The organism is Xanthobacter pseudotagetidis (assembly GCF_043194795.2).
Lineage (GTDB): Bacteria > Pseudomonadota > Alphaproteobacteria > Rhizobiales > Xanthobacteraceae > Xanthobacter > Xanthobacter tagetidis_A.
In genome coordinates this window covers 2,885,408-2,903,696 of sequence record NZ_CM195534.1, presented here as the reverse complement: position 1 = coordinate 2,903,696, position 18,289 = coordinate 2,885,408, and the positions used below count along the sequence as shown (strand labels likewise).

The 18,289-nt window shown below is 66.1% G+C and carries 15 protein-coding genes and 1 pseudogene; 4 read left to right on the top strand and 12 right to left on the bottom strand.

All coding sequences use genetic code 11. The features are described 5' to 3' along the window. Window positions 1-20 precede the first annotated feature (20 nt). From V5F67_RS13285 to ssb, 8 genes are all read right to left on the bottom strand, one after another. Complete coding sequence (locus V5F67_RS13285; RefSeq protein WP_394017390.1) at window positions 21-1,496, bottom strand: MDR family MFS transporter; 1,476 nt, start codon at window positions 1,494-1,496, stop codon at window positions 21-23. A gap of 214 nt (window positions 1,497-1,710) precedes the next feature. After that, window positions 1,711-2,166, bottom strand: coding sequence for a peptidylprolyl isomerase (locus V5F67_RS13280; RefSeq protein WP_394017391.1), 456 nt, complete (start codon window positions 2,164-2,166; stop codon window positions 1,711-1,713). Window positions 2,167-2,288: 122 nt separating this feature from the next. Then, complete coding sequence (locus V5F67_RS13275) at window positions 2,289-2,855, bottom strand: peptidylprolyl isomerase (RefSeq protein WP_394017392.1); 567 nt, start codon at window positions 2,853-2,855, stop codon at window positions 2,289-2,291. Between the two features lie 56 nt (window positions 2,856-2,911). Then, window positions 2,912-3,427, bottom strand: coding sequence for a pantetheine-phosphate adenylyltransferase (gene coaD / locus V5F67_RS13270; protein WP_394017393.1), 516 nt, complete (start codon window positions 3,425-3,427; stop codon window positions 2,912-2,914). Window positions 3,428-3,495: 68 nt separating this feature from the next. Next, window positions 3,496-4,011: a DUF1353 domain-containing protein gene (locus tag V5F67_RS13265; RefSeq protein WP_394017394.1), complete on the bottom strand. Its 516-nt coding sequence runs from the start codon at window positions 4,009-4,011 to the stop codon at window positions 3,496-3,498. A gap of 76 nt (window positions 4,012-4,087) precedes the next feature. Further along, window positions 4,088-4,699: a LysE family translocator gene (locus V5F67_RS13260; protein ID WP_394017395.1), complete on the bottom strand. Its 612-nt coding sequence runs from the start codon at window positions 4,697-4,699 to the stop codon at window positions 4,088-4,090. Then, on the bottom strand, window positions 4,696-7,446 hold the full coding sequence (gene gyrA, locus V5F67_RS13255) for a DNA gyrase subunit A (protein WP_394017396.1): 2,751 nt from the start codon (window positions 7,444-7,446) through the stop codon (window positions 4,696-4,698). The genes V5F67_RS13260 and gyrA overlap by 4 nt, the downstream gene beginning before the upstream one ends. Before the next feature lie 269 nt (window positions 7,447-7,715). Next, entirely contained in the window at window positions 7,716-8,255 is a 540-nt protein-coding gene (ssb, locus tag V5F67_RS13250; RefSeq protein WP_394017397.1) for a single-stranded DNA-binding protein, read from the bottom strand. A 602-nt stretch (window positions 8,256-8,857) separates the two neighbouring features. Between ssb and uvrA the strand changes: the two genes are divergently transcribed. Then, window positions 8,858-11,833, top strand: a complete 2,976-nt coding sequence (uvrA, locus tag V5F67_RS13245; RefSeq protein WP_394017398.1) for an excinuclease ABC subunit UvrA — start codon at window positions 8,858-8,860, stop codon at window positions 11,831-11,833. A gap of 40 nt (window positions 11,834-11,873) precedes the next feature. Here the strand turns inward: uvrA and V5F67_RS13240 are convergent, their stop codons facing one another. Next, a complete protein-coding gene (locus tag V5F67_RS13240) occupies window positions 11,874-12,584 on the bottom strand; it encodes an FkbM family methyltransferase (protein ID WP_394017399.1) in 711 nt (236 codons plus the stop codon). Window positions 12,585-12,864: 280 nt separating this feature from the next. On the opposite strand from V5F67_RS13240, the gene V5F67_RS13235 reads away from it, so the two are divergent. From V5F67_RS13235 to V5F67_RS13225, 3 genes are all read left to right on the top strand, one after another. Beyond that, a complete protein-coding gene (locus tag V5F67_RS13235; protein ID WP_394017400.1) occupies window positions 12,865-13,029 on the top strand; it encodes a DUF1127 domain-containing protein in 165 nt (54 codons plus the stop codon). Between the two features lie 163 nt (window positions 13,030-13,192). Then, a complete protein-coding gene (gene trmFO, locus V5F67_RS13230; RefSeq protein ID WP_394017401.1) occupies window positions 13,193-14,638 on the top strand; it encodes a methylenetetrahydrofolate--tRNA-(uracil(54)-C(5))-methyltransferase (FADH(2)-oxidizing) TrmFO in 1,446 nt (481 codons plus the stop codon). 9 nt (window positions 14,639-14,647) lie between these two features. After that, the gene (locus tag V5F67_RS13225) at window positions 14,648-15,757 is read left to right on the top strand and encodes a serine/threonine protein kinase (RefSeq protein ID WP_394017402.1); all 1,110 of its coding nucleotides are present in this window, start codon (window positions 14,648-14,650) and stop codon (window positions 15,755-15,757) included. 17 nt (window positions 15,758-15,774) lie between these two features. Here V5F67_RS13225 and V5F67_RS13220 read toward each other — a convergent pair. From V5F67_RS13220 to V5F67_RS13210, 3 genes and pseudogenes are all read right to left on the bottom strand, one after another. Then, a pseudogene (locus tag V5F67_RS13220) lies at window positions 15,775-16,131 on the bottom strand (SPM autocatalytic domain-containing protein); the annotation flags it as partial. 278 nt (window positions 16,132-16,409) lie between these two features. Beyond that, window positions 16,410-17,111 (bottom strand): hypothetical protein, encoded by a 702-nt coding sequence (locus tag V5F67_RS13215; protein WP_394017403.1) that lies wholly within the window; start codon window positions 17,109-17,111, stop codon window positions 16,410-16,412. Window positions 17,112-17,616: 505 nt separating this feature from the next. Next, window positions 17,617-17,982 carry a hypothetical protein gene (locus V5F67_RS13210; RefSeq protein WP_394017404.1) on the bottom strand — a complete coding sequence of 122 codons (366 nt, stop codon included), beginning with the start codon at window positions 17,980-17,982 and terminating at the stop codon, window positions 17,617-17,619. Between the last annotated feature and the right edge of the window lie 307 nt (window positions 17,983-18,289).

Here is an 18,289-nt window from a genome sequence, read left to right as displayed (position 1 = left end):
ATGCCCCGGCGGCCCACCGCTCATTCGGCGATGCCGGCGGCCTCCTCGGCCGCCGCGCGCACGCTGGAGCGCAGGGGCCGCTCCTGCATGGCGACCAGGAAGGCAAGGCCGACCGCCAGAACCAGCGCCGCGGTGCCGAACACGTAGGAGAAGCCGCCCGCCAGCGCATCGGGCGCGGCATGGCGCGCCAGCTCCTCCATGTCGTGGCCGGAGGTGCGGCCGGCGAAGCCCAGCAGCACCGCCCCGAGCACCGCCACCACCATCGCCCCGCCCAGCTGGCGGAAGAAGTTCATGAGGCCGGTGGCGGTGCCCATGCGATGCGGGGTGACCGCGTTCTGGATCGCGATGGTGGTCATGGGCAGCACCGTGCCGATCCCCATGCCGACGAGCGCAAGGCCGCCCACCAGCAGCGGCAGTGGCAGGCTCGTCGGCGAAAGCGCGAACGTCGCGAGCAGCAGCGCCGATACCGCATTGCCGATCATGCCCGGCCGCTTGTAGTGGGTGAGCCGGGCCAGAAGCCGGCCGGAGGTGACGGCGCCGCAGACGATGCCGCCCATGAGCGGGATCAGAGCGAGGCCCGACTGGCTGGCGCTCAGCCCCCGCACGGTCTCGAAATAGAGCGGCACGAAGATGGAGAGGCCCACCATGGTGCCGGCGGCCGCGAACGCGGCGGGAATGGCGCGGCCGACCACCGGATCGGTGAGCATGTCCAGCGACACGAACGGCTCGTGCGCGGTGTGGATGCGCCAGACGAAGAGCCCGCCGAGCACGAGGCTCGCGGCAATGAGGCCGAGGATCTCCGGCGAGCCCCACGCGAAGCGCACCCCGCCCCAGTTCAGCGCCAGGAGCAAGGCGAGCGAGGACAGGGCCATCAGCGCCGCGCCCGGCGCGTCGAGGTCGTGGCGCCGGTCGTGGCGCGGCAGGCGGCGCAGGGTGCGGTCGGTCATGAGATAGGCCGCCGCCCCCAGCGGCAGGTTGATCCAGAAGATCAGGGTCCAATGGAAATGCTGGGCGAAGAAGCCGCCGAGCACCGGCCCGAGGATGCTGGCGGCGGCGAAGACGGCGGCGATCTGCGCCTGGTAGCGCGGCCGCTCGCGCGGGGCCACCACGTCGGCGATGATGGTCTGGGCCAGCGAGATCAGCCCGCCGCCGCCGAGCCCCTGGGCCGCGCGGGCGAGGATCAGGAGGAACAGGTTCGGCGCCAGCGCGCAGGCCACCGAGGCGAGCGAGAACACCGCCACCGAGATCAGCAGCATCACCCGCCGCCCGCGGATGTCGGAGAGCTTGCCGTAGAGCGGCGTCGCCACGGTGGCGGCGAGCAAATAGGAGGTGACCACCCAGGGCAGGTTGGCGAAGTCGCCGAACTCGGCGCCGATGGTGGGCAGCGCGGTGGCGACGATGGTCTGGTCGAGGGCGCCGAGGAACATCGCCAGCATGATGCCGAGGATGATGCGGCGCACGTCCCGGTGGGTAAGCTCGGTGGGGGGGTGCTTCACGGGCTGACTCTTCGGCTCACGCGCGCTGGACCGGGCGGAACCGCGCGGATCGCGGGAGTTAGGCTTAAACGCCCGCCGGAACAACGCCATGGTGCGAGGAGCAACGGCGCGAGCCATGCGGCCGGCGCGGCCCGCGGCCGGAATGCAGCGAGAAGCGGCGGAACAGGCCATGGTCGCCAGGAATGAAAAAGGGGCGCCGGAGCGCCCCTTCATCTCACGCCTGCGTGACGAGCTTCGCCGAGACGATCTTGTCCGGGTCCTTCACCGGCTCGCCGCGCTTGATCTGGTCCACGTTCTCCATGCCGGAGAGCACCTCGCCCCACACCGTGTACTGGCCGTTGAGGAACGGGGCGTCGGCGAAGCAGATGAAGAACTGGCTGTCGCCGGAATCCGGGTTCTGCGCGCGGGCCATGGAGACCGTGCCGCGCTTGTGCAGGGTCTTGTTGAACTCCTGCTTCAGCTTCTTGCCCGAGCCGCCCATGCCGGTGCCGGTGGGATCGCCGGTCTGGGCCATGAAGCCCTCGATCACGCGGTGGAACGGCACGCCGTCATAGAAGCCGGTGGAGACCAGCTCCTTGATGCGCGCCACGTGGCCGGGCGCCACTTCGGGCAGGAACTTGATGGTCACCGGGCCCTTGGTGGTCTCGAGAACGAGCACTTCCTCACTCATGTCGTGTCCTTTCCTTGCCGGAGGCGGGCGCGGCGCGCCCCCTCCCCTGCGGCCGGCCCTGCGGCGCGGCCATGGCCTTGTCGCGCGCGGGGCGCTGCGCCCCGCCGCATCTCGCCGGCACCTTACTTGGCGTCCGCCGCCACCGTCATCTTCACGATCTTGTCGGGATTGCTCACCGTGCCGCCCTGGCCGGTGCCCTTCTTGATCTTGTCCACGAACTCCATGCCCGACACCACCTCGCCCACCACGGTGTACTGGCCGTTCAGGCTCGGCGTCTCGTCGAACATGATGAAGAACTGGGAATCGGCGCTGTCGGGCGAGCTGGCCCGCGCCATGCCGACGACGCCGCGCTTGAACGGGACGTTGGAGAATTCCGCCGGCAGTTTCACCCCGGAGCCGCCCGTGCCGGTACCGGTGGGATCGCCGCTCTGCGCCATGAAGCCGGGGATCACCCGGTGGAACGGCACGCCGTTATAGAAGTTCGCGCGGGTGAGCTCCTTCAGGCGCGCGGCATGCTTGGGCGCGAGGTCGGGGCGCAGCTTGATCACCACGCGGCCATAGGCCGTGTCGAGATAGAGCGTGTTTTCGAGGTCGAGCTTGCCTTGGGCCGCGGCAGGCAGTGCCGTGGCCAGCGCCAGAGTGAGGGCGACCACCAGAGCGGCGCCGAGGCGGCCGAGAACGCTTCGCATGAACAACTCCTGGCAAGAGCCTTCCGGGATTCGGAGAGGCGGACTGCGGGCCGCGCTCAGCGCGGAAACTTGTCCTTGAGCCGGGCGAGCACCGCCGGCGGCACGAAGGGGGCGACGTCGCCGCCCATGGCGGCGATCTGCCTGACGAGCGTGGCGGTGATGGGGCGCACCCGCGGCGAGGCGGGCAGGAACACGGTCTGGATGTCCGGCGCCATGGCGCCGTTCATGCCTGCCATCTGCATCTCGTAGTCGAGATCGGTGCCGTCGCGCAGGCCGCGGATCAGCAGGCTCGCGCCCACCTCCTGCGCGGTCGAGACGATGAGGTTGCCGAAGGTGATGGCCTCCAGCGCCGCGTTCTCCTCGGCGGCGATGGGCGCGCATACCTCCTTGAGCATGGCGAGGCGCTCCTCGGCGGAAAAGAGCGGCGCCTTGCCGGGATGCACCCCGACCGCCAGCACCAGCCGGTCGGCGAGCCGGCAGGCCGAGCGCACCACGTCCAGGTGGCCGTTGGTGAGCGGATCGAACGAGCCGCCATAGATGGCGGTGCGCAGGGTGTGGGAGGATGCGGTCATGACGCAGAACCGTTAGCCGCGCCCGGCGGCGGACGCAACGCGGATCGCGGAATTTCCGCGCTCGGGCGTCAGTGCCCCCAGGAGCAGGCTCCGCCGATACGCACCGCGGCCCAGATGATGTTGCGCTTCAGCCAGCCGACGCCCCGGTTTTCCAGCGCGTCGCGCAGGATCCAGTCCGCCTCGGCGCGGCTGTAGGGCGTCGGGCGCGTGTGGGAGGATGGCTTGTCCCAGATGATGCCGGTGCCGCGCGTCCGGTAGAGGTAATCGTGGATCACCGCCGCCTTCACCCAGGGACCGTCGGGCGGAATGAGCATCCAGGCGAAGCGGGGCACGGAGGTGAGGTCGGTGACCGCGCCCTTTCGCACGGTGATGATGTCGTCGCCGTTGCTGGGGCGGTAGGAGAGGTCGTCGTGCAGCGCCCACAGGCTGCGGCCGTTGCGGATGGAGGGGGCATACTTGTTGTCGAGCAGCACCAGGACGAGCTTGCCGCCGAAGCGGTTGACCCAGCCCGGCGGCGCTTGGGGCAGGGACCCGCCGAGCCGCTGGTCCACCATGGCCTGTAAAAGGACGTCCGGCTCCGGCATGGCCCCTCCGTCACGCAACCAAATCACGCGCCGATAAATTTAAGCGCGCAGTGCGTGCGAAGGGAAGTCGGCCGCCCTATCGCCGGCCGGCCGCCAGGAGAATGGCGGCGCCCCCCAAGAGGATGCCGGCGGAGACGCGATCGGCGAGGCGGGTGAAGCGCCCCTTCAAGGCGCTGCGGGCGCGGTCCGCCACCACCGCCCAAAGGGTGTCGGAGGCCAGCGCGATGGCCGCGAAGATCGCCGCCAGCAGCGCGATCTGCGGCACCGGATCGTGCACGTTGGTGACGAACTGCGGCAGGAAGGCTGCGTGGAACAGCAGCGTCTTCGGATTGGCGAAGGCGACCGCCAGGCCGCGCCCGAAAGCGGCGCGCGCCGAGGGAGCCGGCATGTCCGCACCCTCCCCCGCATGGCGCCACTGCTGGATGGCGAGAAACACGAGATAGGCCGCGCCGGCATAGCGCACCAGGTCGAAGTGGCGCGAGAACGCCTCCACCACATAAGCGAGCCCCGCCGCCACCAGGGCGAGCTGGACCATGACGCCCACATTGACGCCCATGGCGGTGAGGATGCCGGCGCGCCGGCCATGCTTGAGCGAGGTGCCGACGATGAGCGCCACGTTCGGCCCCGGCGTCGCGGCGAGCGCCAGCGAGGCGAGGACGAAGATGAGCAGGCTCTCGGCGGAGATCATGCCTCGTCCGCCTCTGCGCCCCCCGCTTCGCCGCCATCCTCGCCTTCGGCTTCCGACCCGTCGTCGCTGATGTGCTCAACGGAGACCACGCGCTCGCCCTCGGCGGTGTCGAAGACGATGACGCCCTGGCTGCCGCGGCCGACGATGCGGATGCCCTCCACCGGGCAGCGGATCAGCTGGCCGCCATCGGTGACGAGCATGATCTGGTCCTGGTCCCTGACCGGGAACGAGGCCACGAGCCGGCCGTTGCGCGCGTTCACAGCCATGGCGACGATGCCCTTGCCGCCGCGGCCGGTGACCCGGTACTCGTAGGACGATGTGCGCTTGCCGTAGCCGTTCTCGGAGACGGTGAGGATGAACTGCTCGGCCTCGCTCATGGCGATGTACTTCTGGCCCAGCGGCGTGTCGCCGGCGGCGCCTTCCTCCTGCTCCAGCTCGCCGGGCTCCAGTCCCTCGCCGCGGACCGCGCGGCTCATCTTGATATAAGCGAGCCGCTCGTCGGCCGTCGCCTCCACATGGTTGATGATGGCCATGGAGATGATGCGGTCGTCCTTCTCCAACCGGATGCCCCGGACACCGACGCTGTCGCGGCCCTTGAACAGGCGCACCTCGGTGGCGGGGAAGCGGATGCAGGCGCCGGCCGCCGTGGTGAGCAGCACGTCGTCGTCCTCGGTGCACAGCGCCACGTCGGCGATCGCCTCGCCCTCGGCAAGCTTCATGGCGATCTTGCCGTTGCGGTTCACCTGCTGGAAGTCGGTCAGCGCGTTGCGCCGCACCGTGCCGCCAGTGGTGGCGAACATGATCTGCAGGCGCTCGTCCGTGTCCTTTTCCTCCGGCAGCAGCACCACCGAGGTGATGCGCTCGTCGGCATCGAGGGGGAGGATGTTCACCAGCGCCTTGCCGCGCGCCTGCGGCGCCGCCAGGGGTAGGCGCCAGACCTTCAGCTTGTAGACCTGCCCCTTGGAGGAGAAGAACAGCACCGGCGCGTGGGTGGAGGCGACGAACAGGCGGGTGACGAAATCCTCCTCGCGGGTCTGCATGGCCGAGCGGCCCTTGCCGCCACGCCTTTGCGCCCGGTAGGTGGAGAGCGGCACGCGCTTGACGTAGCCGGCGTGGGAGACGGTGACCACCATCTCCTCGCGCTGGATCAGGTCCTCGTCCTCCAGATCGCCGAAGCCTTCGACGATCTCGGTGCGCCGGGGCGTGCCGAACTCGGTTTTGATCGCCAGGAGCTCGTCGCGGATGATGGCCCGCATGCGCGGCCGGCTGGCGAGGATGTCGAGATAGTCGGCGATCTCGGCGGCGAGCTTGTCCAGCTCCTCGGCGATCTCGTCCCGCCCCAGCGCGGTCAGGCGCTGGAGGCGCAGGTCCAGGATCGCCCGCGCCTGGACTTCGGACAGACGATACGTCCCATCCTCACGCAAGGCATGGCGCGGATCGGCGATCAGGGCGATCAGGGGCGCCATGTCCTTAGCCGGCCAATCACGACCCATCAGGGCCTCGCGGGCGGTCGCTGGATCAGGCGCGGTGCGGATTAGGCGGATCACCTCGTCGATATTGGCGACCGCGATGGCGAGGCCGACGAGCACGTGGGCGCGGTCGCGGGCCTTCTTGAGGAGGAATTTGGTTCGCCGGCTTATCACCTCCTCGCGGAAGGCGATGAAAGCAGTCAAGATATCGTGCAGCGCCAGCACGCCCGGCTTGCCTCCGGACAGCGCCACCATGTTCACGCCGAACGAGGTCTGCAGCAGCGTCTGCCGGTAGAGGTTGTTCAGAACCACGTCCGCCTGGGCGTCGCGCTTGATCTCGAACACCACGCGCAGGCCGTCGCGATCGCTCTCGTCACGGATCTCCGAGATGCCCTCGATGCGCTTCTCGCGCACCAGCTCGGCGATCTTCTCCACCATGGTGGCCTTGTTCACCTGGTAGGGAATCTCGGTGACGATGATGGCCTCGCGATCCTTGCGCAGGCTCTCGATGGTCGCCCGCGCCCGCATCAGCACCGAGCCGCGCCCGGTCATGTAGGCCTGGCGGATGCCGGTGCGCCCCAGGATCAGGCCGCCGGTGGGAAAATCCGGTCCCGGCAGGATATCGAGCAGCGCCTCGGGCTCCAGCGCGGGATCGTCGAGCAGCGCGATGGTGACGTCGATCACCTCGCCGAGATTGTGCGGCGGGATGTTGGTGGCCATGCCCACCGCGATGCCGCCCGCCCCGTTCACCAAAAGGTTCGGGAACTTGGCCGGAAGGACGGCGGGCTCCCGCTCGGTGTTGTCGTAGTTCTCCTGGAAGTCGACCGTGTCCTTGTCGAGGTCGTCCAGCAGCGAGCCGGTCACCTTCTCCAGGCGCACCTCGGTGTAGCGCATGGCCGCCGGGGCATCGCCGTCCACCGAGCCGAAATTGCCCTGCCCGTCCACCAGCGGCAGCCGCATGGCGAAGGTCTGCGCCATGCGCACCAAGGCGTCATAGACCGACTGGTCGCCGTGGGGGTGATACTTGCCGATCACGTCGCCAACCACGCGGGCCGACTTGCGGTACTGCTTGTTCCACTCGTACCCGTTCTCGTGCATGGAGAACAGGATGCGCCGGTGCACCGGCTTCAGCCCGTCGCGCACATCCGGCAGCGCGCGGGCGACGATGACGCTCATGGCGTAATCGAGATAGGACCGCGACAGCTCGTCCGTGATGGAAACGGGCTTGATATCGGAGGGCAGCTCGCCGCCGCTGTTCGGCGTCTCGGGGTCGGCCAAAAGGGAACACTCACCTTCAAGTCACAAGGTGCCGAACTTCTAGCCGATTCACCATCCGGACGCCAGCGAAAGCGCGCGGATACCACCCAAATTCCACATTATATTTCAAATACTTATTCGCGGTCCCTCTGGCCTTGGTCAGCAATCTTGACCTTTTTGCGTCGAACCGGCTGCAAAACCGGCCGCCCGCGGCCCGTCGAAGGACGGCGCGGATGGAACCGCAGGGATGCCACGCACCCCCGCGGAGCGGTCCGGAAATAAGCCGTCGATCAGAACGGAATCTCGTCGTCCATGTCGCTGCTGACCGGGCGCCCACCGCCCGAACCGCCACCGGAGCCGCCTCCCGAGGGGCCAGAGCGACGTCCGCCGCCGCCATAGCCGCCGCTTCCCCCCATGGGGCCGGAGGAGCCGAAATCCGAGCCGCCGCCGTAATCGTCGGCGCCGCCGCCGGCCTCGCCGCCGCGGGAATCGAGCAGGGTCAGCTCGCCGCGATAAGGCCGCAGCACCACCTCGGTGGTGTAGACGTCGCGGCCGTCCTTCTCATATTTGCGGGTCTCGAGCTGGCCCTCGATATAGACCTTCGAGCCCTTCTTCAGGAACCGCTCGGCGACGCCGATGAGGTTCTCGTTGTAGATCGAGACCTGGTGCCACTCGGTGCGGTCCTTACGCTCGCCCGAGGCCTTGTCGCGCCAGCTTTCCGAGGTGGCGATGCGCAGGTTGCAAACCCGCCCGCCACTCTGGAACGAGCGCACTTCCGGGTCGCGCCCCAGATTGCCGATCAGGATCACCTTGTTGACGCTGCCGGCCATAAGCGGCTCCTCCCTGTCTCGAATGTCCTCGCCGCGCACCCTGCCCCCGCAGGGCGCCGGGCGCGAGCCCAAATACGCCGCTGTCCACCGCCGTGGGGCGCCGCCCGACCGCGCAGCCTCTTCACAATCCGGGACGAACGGCCAGGCGATCTTGTGTTCCCATTATGTTCTATAGATGCGTGCCCGGCGGCGCAACCCCCGAGTCCATTCGCCGGCGCTTTGAGATTTCAGCTGGCCCGACTCATTCGTTCCCATTATGTTCTCTACCGCATCGCACACAGGTCATTACATTCAAGCCATGATCATGAAGCTGCTGGGACCATCCAGAACCGGCCGTCTGGCTGCACTCCGGGGCAGGACCGAGCGCGCCTGGGACGCCGCCGCATCATGGTTCGGGCGACATCATGGCCTCTGGCGCCCGAACATCGTCGGCCGCAGGTATTTCAGCCTCTGTTCCAGCTTCACCCCCATCCATCCGACGCCGTTCGCCGTATTCCTATCCGCTCCCGGCCTCCTCGCCGCGCTGCGCGCTTCCTCGCGGGCGCCGGCGCACCGGTCCTGACCCGCCCCCTCTTGCGGCCCGTGGGCCGCCCCGGACGTTCATGAAGAGCAAGACCTCCCCCGCGCGGGACGTGCCCGCCCCCGTTGCCGCCCGCCGCGATGCTCGCACCCTGTCGATAAAGGGAGCGCGCGAGCACAATCTCAAGAATGTCGACCTCGACATTCCGCGCGACGCTTTGGTGGTGTTCACGGGCCTCTCCGGCTCGGGCAAGAGTTCGCTCGCCTTCGACACCATCTATGCCGAGGGCCAGCGCCGCTACGTGGAGAGCCTCTCCGCCTATGCGCGCCAGTTCCTGGAGATGATGCAGAAGCCGGACGTGGACCAGATCGACGGCCTCTCGCCCGCCATCTCCATCGAGCAGAAGACCACCTCCAAGAATCCGCGCTCGACGGTGGGCACCGTCACCGAGATCTACGACTACATGCGCCTCCTATGGGCGCGCACCGGCATCCCCTATTCCCCCGCCACCGGCCTGCCGATCGAGAGCCAGACCGTCTCGCAGATGGTGGACCGCGTGCTGGCGCTGCCTGAGGGCACCCGCCTCTATCTGCTGGCGCCCGTGGTGCGGGGCCGCAAGGGCGAGTACCGGAAGGAACTGGCCGACTGGATGAAGAAGGGCTTCCAGCGGGTGAAGGTCAACGGCGCCTTCCACGAGATCGCCGACGCCCCTGCCCTCGACAAGAAGTTCAAGCACGACATCGACGTGGTGGTGGACCGCATCGTCGTGCGCGCCGACCTCGCCCAGCGCCTCGCCGACAGCTTCGAGACCGCGCTCGGCCTCGCCGACGGCATCGCGGTGGCCGAATACGCCGACGAGAAGGACGAGCACGGCGCTCCCCGCCGCATCATGTTCTCGGAGAAGTTCGCCTGCCCGGTCTCCGGCTTCACCATTCCGGAGATCGAGCCGCGCCTGTTCTCCTTCAACAACCCGTTCGGCGCCTGCCCGGCGTGCGACGGCCTCGGCGTCGAGCAGACCATCGACCCCGAGCTGGTGGTGCCGGACAAGGCGCGCTCGCTGAAGCACGGCGCCATCGCCCCCTGGGCGAAGTCCACCTCTCCATATTATGGACAGACGCTGGACGCGCTGGCGAAGCATTACGGCTTCAAGCTCACCGTGCCGTGGGAGGACCTGCCGGAGAAAGCCAAGGACGTCATCCTGTTCGGCTCCAAGGGCGAAAAGATCACCTTCGCCTATGACGACGGCCTGCGCTCCTACGAGACGCAGAAGACCTTCGAGGGCGTGGTGGTGAACCTCGACCGGCGCTGGAAGGAGACCGAAAGCGACTGGGCGCGGGAGGAAATCTCAAAGTACTTCTCCACCGTGCCCTGCGCCGCCTGCAACGGCTATCGCCTCAAGCCCGAGGCGCTGGCGGTGAAGGTGGCGGGCCGGCATATCGGCGAGATCGGCGAACTCTCGGTGAAGGCCGCCGCTCGCTGGTTCGAGGCGTTGCCGGCGCAGCTTTCCGACAAGCAGAACGAGATCGCCGGGCGCATTCTCAAGGAGATCCGCGAGCGGCTCACCTTCCTGCTGGACGTGGGGCTCGAATATCTCACCCTGGCGCGCGCCTCCGGCACGCTCTCTGGCGGCGAGAGCCAGCGCATCCGCCTCGCCTCGCAGATCGGCTCCGGCCTCACCGGCGTGCTCTATGTGCTGGACGAGCCCTCCATCGGCCTGCACCAGCGCGATAACGAGCGGCTTCTTGTCACGCTCAAGCACCTGCGCGACCTCGGCAACACGGTGATCGTGGTGGAGCACGACGAGGACGCCATCCTCGCCGCCGACTATGTGGTGGACGTGGGGCCCGGGGCCGGCATCCACGGCGGGCGCGTCGTCGCCCAGGGCACGCCGGCGGAGATCCTCGCCAATCCCAAGTCGCTCACCGGGCAGTATCTGACCGGCGCGCTGTCCGTGGGCGTGCCGGCGCGGCGCAAGCCCAATCCCAAGCGCATGCTCAAGCTCTCCGGCGCGCGCGGCAACAACCTCAAGAACGTGACGGCGGAGATCCCGCTCGGCCTGTTCACCTGCATCACCGGCGTCTCGGGCGGCGGCAAGTCGACGCTGCTCATCGACACGCTCTACAAGGCGGTGGCGCGGCGCCTCAACGGCGCCAGCGAGGCTCCGGCCCCGTTCGACAAGATCGAGGGGCTGGAGCACCTCGACAAGGTGATCGACATCGACCAGTCGCCCATCGGCCGCACCCCGCGCTCGAACCCGGCCACCTATACCGGCGCCTTCACGCCGATCCGCGAATGGTTCGCCGGCCTGCCGGAGGCGAAGGCGCGCGGTTACGGCGCCGGGCGCTTCTCCTTCAACGTCAAGGGCGGGCGCTGCGAGGCCTGCCAGGGCGACGGCGTCATCAAGATCGAGATGCACTTCCTGCCCGACGTCTACGTCACCTGCGACGTCTGCAAGGGCCGGCGCTACAATCGCGAGACGCTGGAAGTGACCTTCAAGGACAAGTCCATCGCCGACGTGCTGGACATGACGGTGGAGGAAGGGGCGGCCTTCTTCAAGGCGGTGCCGTCCGTGCGCGAGAAGCTGGAGACGCTGCACCGGGTGGGGCTTGACTACATCAAGGTCGGCCAGCAGGCGACCACGCTGTCGGGCGGCGAGGCGCAGCGCGTGAAGCTCTCCAAGGAGCTGTCGAAGCGCGCCACCGGGCGCTCGCTCTACATCCTCGACGAGCCCACCACCGGCCTGCACTTCCACGACGTGAAGAAGCTGCTGGAAGTGCTCCACGAGCTGGTGGACCAGGGCAACACGGTGGTGGTGATCGAGCACAATCTGGAGGTCATCAAGACCGCCGATTGGGTGATCGACCTCGGCCCGGAGGGCGGCGACGGCGGCGGCGAGATCGTCGCGGCAGGCCCGCCCGAGGCGGTGGCGAAAGAGAAGCGCTCCCACACCGGGCGCTTCCTCGCCGAGGTACTGGCGCGCCGGCCCGTGCCGGCAGCCCCTTCCGCCGAGGCGGAGCGCCCCGCGCGCGGCTCCAGCCGCCGGCGCGCCGCCGAATGACGCGTGCGCCGGGGCCGGCCTTGCCTGCGCCCGCCGCCAGTCAGAGCATGACGGACCGCTCGCTGAAGCGCGACAGGGTCCGGCGCATCAGGCGGCCCAGACCGTAGGTCCATGTCAGCTGCAGGCGTCCGGCAAGACCGACGGGAAATCCGGCCCCCTTCGGGACGAACCAGCCGTTGTGGCCCGTGCGTCGGACCAATCGGTAGCGGTTGCGGGCCATCAGCCGGCTGGTTTCCCCGAAACGCTCGCGATCATCTATCAGGATGAGCTTCGGGCGATAGCGCACGAAGTCGAAGCCGCGCAACACGTCAGGTTCCAAGCCCTCGACATCGATGCTGAGAAAGTCCACATGGTCGATCCCGGCCTGCTCGAGCACCTGGTCGAGCGTCGCGCATGCCACGTTGAAGACCACTCCGCCCTCGGCCTGCCTGTCGCGAAACCGCAGCGTGCTGAGACCGCGCCGCGACAACAGGCGCGCCGGGCGACCCGCAGCCTCGGGGGCCACGCACGCCACCTCGAACACCGGCGCGCGGCGCGACTTGCGCAGGTGGTCGGCCTGGCTCGGCTCCGGCTCGATGAGCACGCCCTGCCACCCGGTGATTTCCAGATGATAGCTCTGGCTCTGGAACACCGGATCAAACGCCCCAACCTCCACAAAGACGCCATCCCGGCTGTCAAAAAACTGCGACACCAAGCTGCGCTCGACCTCCGCTGTGAACACCGACTGGTCGGCCTCGCCGACAATCGCCATGGCTAACCCCCGCAGATCGCCAATCCAGCTCACGCCGCTACCATCAATACCACTTAACCTCCAGCCAAGCTTCCAGACTGGCCCAAACATCGTGGAATTATGCTCCATATGATACCGCCACACAACGCCCCTGAAGGAAGGCGGTATTATTTTCTACATCTGCGGTCGGCGCATTGCTGCAATGCACCATAAGCCCTTTCCTGATTTCATCTCGCTTCCTAGGTTTCGGTCGAGCACGCGAGTCGTCGTTCAGTGAGCACTCGCAGCGTTGGAGGTTGCTATGGTTCTGTGGGGATTCCTGGCGCAACAGTTGCGTCGCTGGCAGGTGTACCGCCAAACGGTTGTGGAGCTGTCCAAGCTGGACGATCGCTCTCTCGCCGATATCAATGTCACCCGCAGCGAGATTCACTCGGTTGCGCGCCGCGCGGCCTCCATCGGCGCGTGATGCGATCTTAAATCCTGTTCCATCGGCCTGCCGGCGGTAAATCGGCGGGTGCAGGGCATGGAACAGGCGCCGATTTTCTGTTGCTGCGACCCTTGGCGTTGTGGCAGAGAACGCCCCCTTCGATGATGCCCAGCCGTGGGCGGTCGATGGGGAGATGCGAGCCTTGAGCGAGACCCGGCAGCCCGAGCCCACGCCGCAAGCCCATTGCGGACCGGTCCATGTGATCGGCGGCGGGCTCGCCGGCACCGAGGCGGCGTGGCAGCTGGCGCAGGCAGGCGTCGCGGTGGTGCTGCATGAGATGCGCCCGCACCGCACCACCGAGGCTCACCTCACGGATGGCCTGGCGGAGCTCGTGTGCTCCAACTCCTTCCGTTCCGACGATGCGCAGGCCAACGCTGTCGGCGTGCTCCACGCCGAGATGCGCCAGGCTGGCTCGCTCATCCTCAAATGCGCCGACGCGAACCAGGTGCCGGCCGGCGGCGCGCTGGCGGTGGATCGCCTCGGCTTCTCGCAGGCGGTGGGCGCCGCGCTCGAGAGCCATCCGCTGATCGATATCCGCCGCGAGGAGGTCGCCGGCCTGCCGCCGGAAGACTGGGACAGCGTCATCGTCGCCACCGGCCCCCTCACCTCCCCGGCCCTGGCGGAGGCGGTGCGTGCCGTGACCGGCGAGGCGGCGCTCGCCTTCTTCGACGCCATCGCCCCCATCATCCATTTCGAGAGCATCGACCTCGGCAAGGCCTGGTTCCAGTCGCGCTACGACAAGGAGGGGCCGGGCGGCACCGGCGCGGACTATATCAACTGCCCGCTGGACGAGGCGCAGTACAACGCCTTCGTGGACGCGCTGATCGCCGGCGAGAAGGCGCCCATGCGCGACTTCGAGGCCAAGACACCCTATTTCGACGGCTGCCTGCCCATCGAGGTGATGGCCGAGCGCGGCCGCGAGACCCTTCGCTTCGGCCCCATGAAGCCGGTGGGCCTCACCAATCCACACACGCCCGGCGTGAAGCCCTATGCGGTGGTCCAGCTGCGGCAGGACAACAAGCTCGGCACGCTCTACAATATGGTCGGCTTCCAGACCAAGCTGCGCCACGGCGAGCAGGCGCGCATCTTCCGCACCATTCCGGGGCTGGAGGGCGCCGAGTTTGCCCGCCTCGGCGGGCTCCACCGCAACACCTATCTCAACTCGCCCCGGCTGCTGGACCCGGGCCTGCGCCTCAAGGCGCTGCCGCGGCTCAGGTTCGCCGGCCAGATCACTGGCTGCGAGGGCTATGTGGAGAGCGCCGCCGTGGGCCTCATGGCCGGGCGCTTCGCCGCCGCCGAGCGGCGCGGCCTTGCGCCCGACCTGCCGCCCGTCACCACCGCCCATGGCGCGCTGCTCACCCACATCACCGGCGGGCATCTCGACGCGCCCGAGGCGGAGGGGCCGCGGGCGTTCCAGCCCATGAACGTGAATTTCGGCCTGTTCCCGCCGCTCACGGAGACGCCAAAATCCAGCGACGGCAAGCGTCTCAGGGGTGCCGAGAAGACGCTCGCCAAGAAGCGGGCGCAGGCCGCCCGGGCGCTCGCGGATTTCGCCCACTGGCTCGACACGGCCGGGAAGGCCGCTTAGAAAAGCCCGATGCCGCGCCGCGAAAATCCAGACGTTGCAATCGAATACGGGGCCGATCCCGCCGCCTTCCGCGTCGACACGGTGCTGAAGCGCGACGTGTTCTCCACCGTCGAGCGCGGCACCTACGTGACCCGCGACGGGCGCGAGCTCGAGGCCGTGCGCCGGCGCTGGGACGCGGTCTCGCCCTGGTTCGCCCTGCTCGCCGCGCGGCTTGCCGCGTTCGAGCGCCGGGCGCTGGAGACCGTCACGCGCACCGGCGTCACCACCCCGCTTTTGGCGGTGGGCGACCGCTTCCTGGTGCGCGGCTGGATCGAGGGCGTGCCGCTCCATATCGCCCGCCCGCACGGCGATCGGCACTTCTTCAACTCCGCGCGCGCGGCGCTGCGCCAGCTCAACCGCGCCGGCTACGTCCACAACGACCTCGCCAAGCAGCAGAACTGGCTGCGCGGCGCCGACGGCGAGGCCTGGCTCATGGACTTCCAGCTGGCGCTGCCCGTCAGCCGGCGCTGGAAGCTCGGCCGCGTGCTCGCCTATGAGGACCTGCGCCACCTCCTGAAGCACAAGCGCACCTACTGCCCCGGCGACCTCACGCCGCGCGAGAAGAAGATGCTCGCCAAGAAGAGCCTCATCACCCGCGTGTGGATGGCCACCGGCAAGAAGGTCTACCGCTTCGTGACGCGCCGGCTGATGTCCTATTCCGACACCGAGGGCCGCGGCCCGCGTGTGACGCAGGTGGGCCCGCGCATCGCCGCGGCGCTTTCCGCCCATCCGGACGTTGAGGCGGTGCACATGGCAGACTTCCAGACGCTCGGCGGCAAGGTGGGGCTCTACGCCTTCGTCGCGCCGCGCGCGGGGGCGGAGCCGACCGTGGAGGCGCTGCGCGCCCATCTCGACGCGGCTTTGCCCGACCGGCCCCATCTCGACCACGTCCAGATGGTGCCACGCCTGCCCCTCGGCGCCGACGGGGCGGTGCGCGACGACCTGCTTCTGCTGGTGGCGCGCAACCAGATCGAGATGGTGGACACGCTCTCCGGCTCCGACGACACCCGCGCCCTGATGGCCGACATCGCCCGCGCCCGGCTCAATCTGACGGACCGGATCACGCGAACGGCGGCGTGAGGGGGCGTGGTGCCGTCGGCGTTGGTGACGAACACCTTGAAGGCCGACCATTCCGCATCGCCCGAATCCAGCGTGCCGTTCTGGTTGGTGTCGAACACGTTGGCGAGCGCCTCCATGTCGCTCGCGGCCGAGGGATCCCAGAGCGTGAACTGGTAGGCTTCCGGCCTGTCGACGTCTCCCGTGCCATCCTGATCGAACACCAGCACGCCGTCGCCGGCGGCGGCCCAGGACATGCGATGCTGGGTGCCATCGCCGTTCACGTCGCGATAGATGGTGGAGGACTCGCGCTGGGTGATGCTGACGCCGTTGCCATCAAGGTCGAGCACGACGGGGAACGCGAAGCTGAAGCCGACCGAGAAGCCGTTGCTGTACATGTTCATGCTCCAGCCGCCCAGGTTGGCGCCGGAGTCGTAGGTTTCGGTCTGCATATAGGGGGCGTAGGAGGGGACTACGCCGACGCTTGAGCCGTAGGTTGAGCCGTAATTCAGGTCGATGCCGCTGAAATTGGCGGCATCGACAGAGCTAAAATCGTAAGAATCGAAATCAATACCAGGGTCATAATATAGAGTATTTGAATTAATAGAACTAAAGGAACTATAAGAATCAATATTTCCTATAGAAAACAACGAAGAAGATACATAATCCATTGAATCTAAATCATAAATATTTTTTCATTCAACGCAATAGTTGCGTCATCCATCCAGAAATCATTGTCTAATTCACCGTATTCAGGACGAATTGTTAGACGCAGTCTACCGTCTGGCGAAACGGAAACATCATTTCTCGTGGCCTCCTGGCTGACACTAGAATTTACCTCACCTGGACCACTATAATCAAATTCAGATTTTATTTCTGAAGCGTAGGCCGATGTTGGTATAAAGAAGGTGTATGTATCTCGATTGTCCAAACCAACTATATCTTGAAAATTAAAGGACAGATCTAGCGGGACAAGCGGAATGGCAATAACACCGCTCAATTGAATTGTCATTCCCCATTCACGATGATCTACTGGAGTATCTAAACCAAATCCAAGCTTAGCATTTAACGTCGCTCCAAACCTAAAAAGAGTACCTCCAAGCCCAATCATGGGTCCGACCTGCAAAGTCTCCAATGTTTGGGTTGCTTCGTTGTAATTCATATCCAGACCGACAATGCGGAATGGAACAATTCTAAAATTTACTACTCGTTCACCTAAAGAATTTTCAGAATATCCGATACCTCCACCTTTCAGATTTCGGTATCCAGACAAGCCCCCCCCCGGCGCAATGCCACTCGAAATCGACAGATTCAGACTGGAGCGGCCTGTTTGTGTCGATTTATAAATATCAACGTATAATTTGGGCTTGCTGGACATTTAAATCGCCTCCTGAATCCGCGCCACTTCGTGGCCTCAATTCTTGCAGGTCATCGTTTTATGGCACCGTCTATGATGCTTGATAAGTAATTAAATATTATAAATAGTAGAAATATGCTTACAATTTGAATAAGCATATCAGACAGAATATAATTCTGTAAGCTACCGTAAGACCACAATAATAAAATACATATTAATCCTATAAATACAGTCAATTTTATTTGCCTCCGCTTATGTTTTATATTATTTATGTCTATTTTTGTTAAAAATAAAGCTAAGCCTAATAATAATATCGAAACTAATAATCTGAAAATATCGATGCCAAAATATGAAAAATACAATAACTGTGTAATCGAAACAATAATTAATATGATATATGATGTAACTGAAATCCATTTCAACAATTCATAAGTTGTTTTTGGCGCGGGTAGTTTCATATACGCCCTCCCTTAACTATAATGTGAAACCAATCTTCGCACGTGTGGTGTTGCGGTTGCATGTGTATTCAAATCCAATTGTTTCGGCGTCGCCGCTCCCTGCCAAAATCATGCCGATACTTCAGGATCGGCGACAGCAGGTACTCGATCAGCCGTCGCTGCCCCGTCTTGATCTCCGCCGTCACCGCCATCCCCGCCTCGATCGGCCGGAACCCCTGTTCCGTCTCGATCCCCGTCTCCCGCACCGACACGCGCGCCACATAGGCCGGCTGCTGCCCCTGGCGATCTCCGCCATCCTGGGCTGCATTCCCCCGCACGCTACCATCGGCGGCATAGCGCCGTAAGAGGCGACGCGGCGCATGGTCTCCTTTCCGGGTTCCGGGCTTCGGCTCCATTTCGGCAACGTCGCGCTCCGGCTTGACCGGAGGGCCCATGGGCATTCCAGCGCCCCCCTTCGGCGCGTGGATGCTCCGGTCAAGCCGGAGCATGACGGTTCGGAAATGATGCCGCCCATTCGGAGGATGGCAGCGGATGGGCCCATCACGCCGCCCCCTCACCCCCATCCCCTCTCCCAGGAGGGGAGAGGGGGGATGCGTGCCACCCCCGCTCTGTCGCCATGAGCGAGCGCGGCGGCCCCGCCGTTCGCGTCCTCTCTCCCCTTGCGGGAGAGGACCAGGGTGAGGGGTGCCGCGACGCGAGGAAGTGCCCCGCTGGGGCCGGGCCTCGCCGGATGCTATTCTC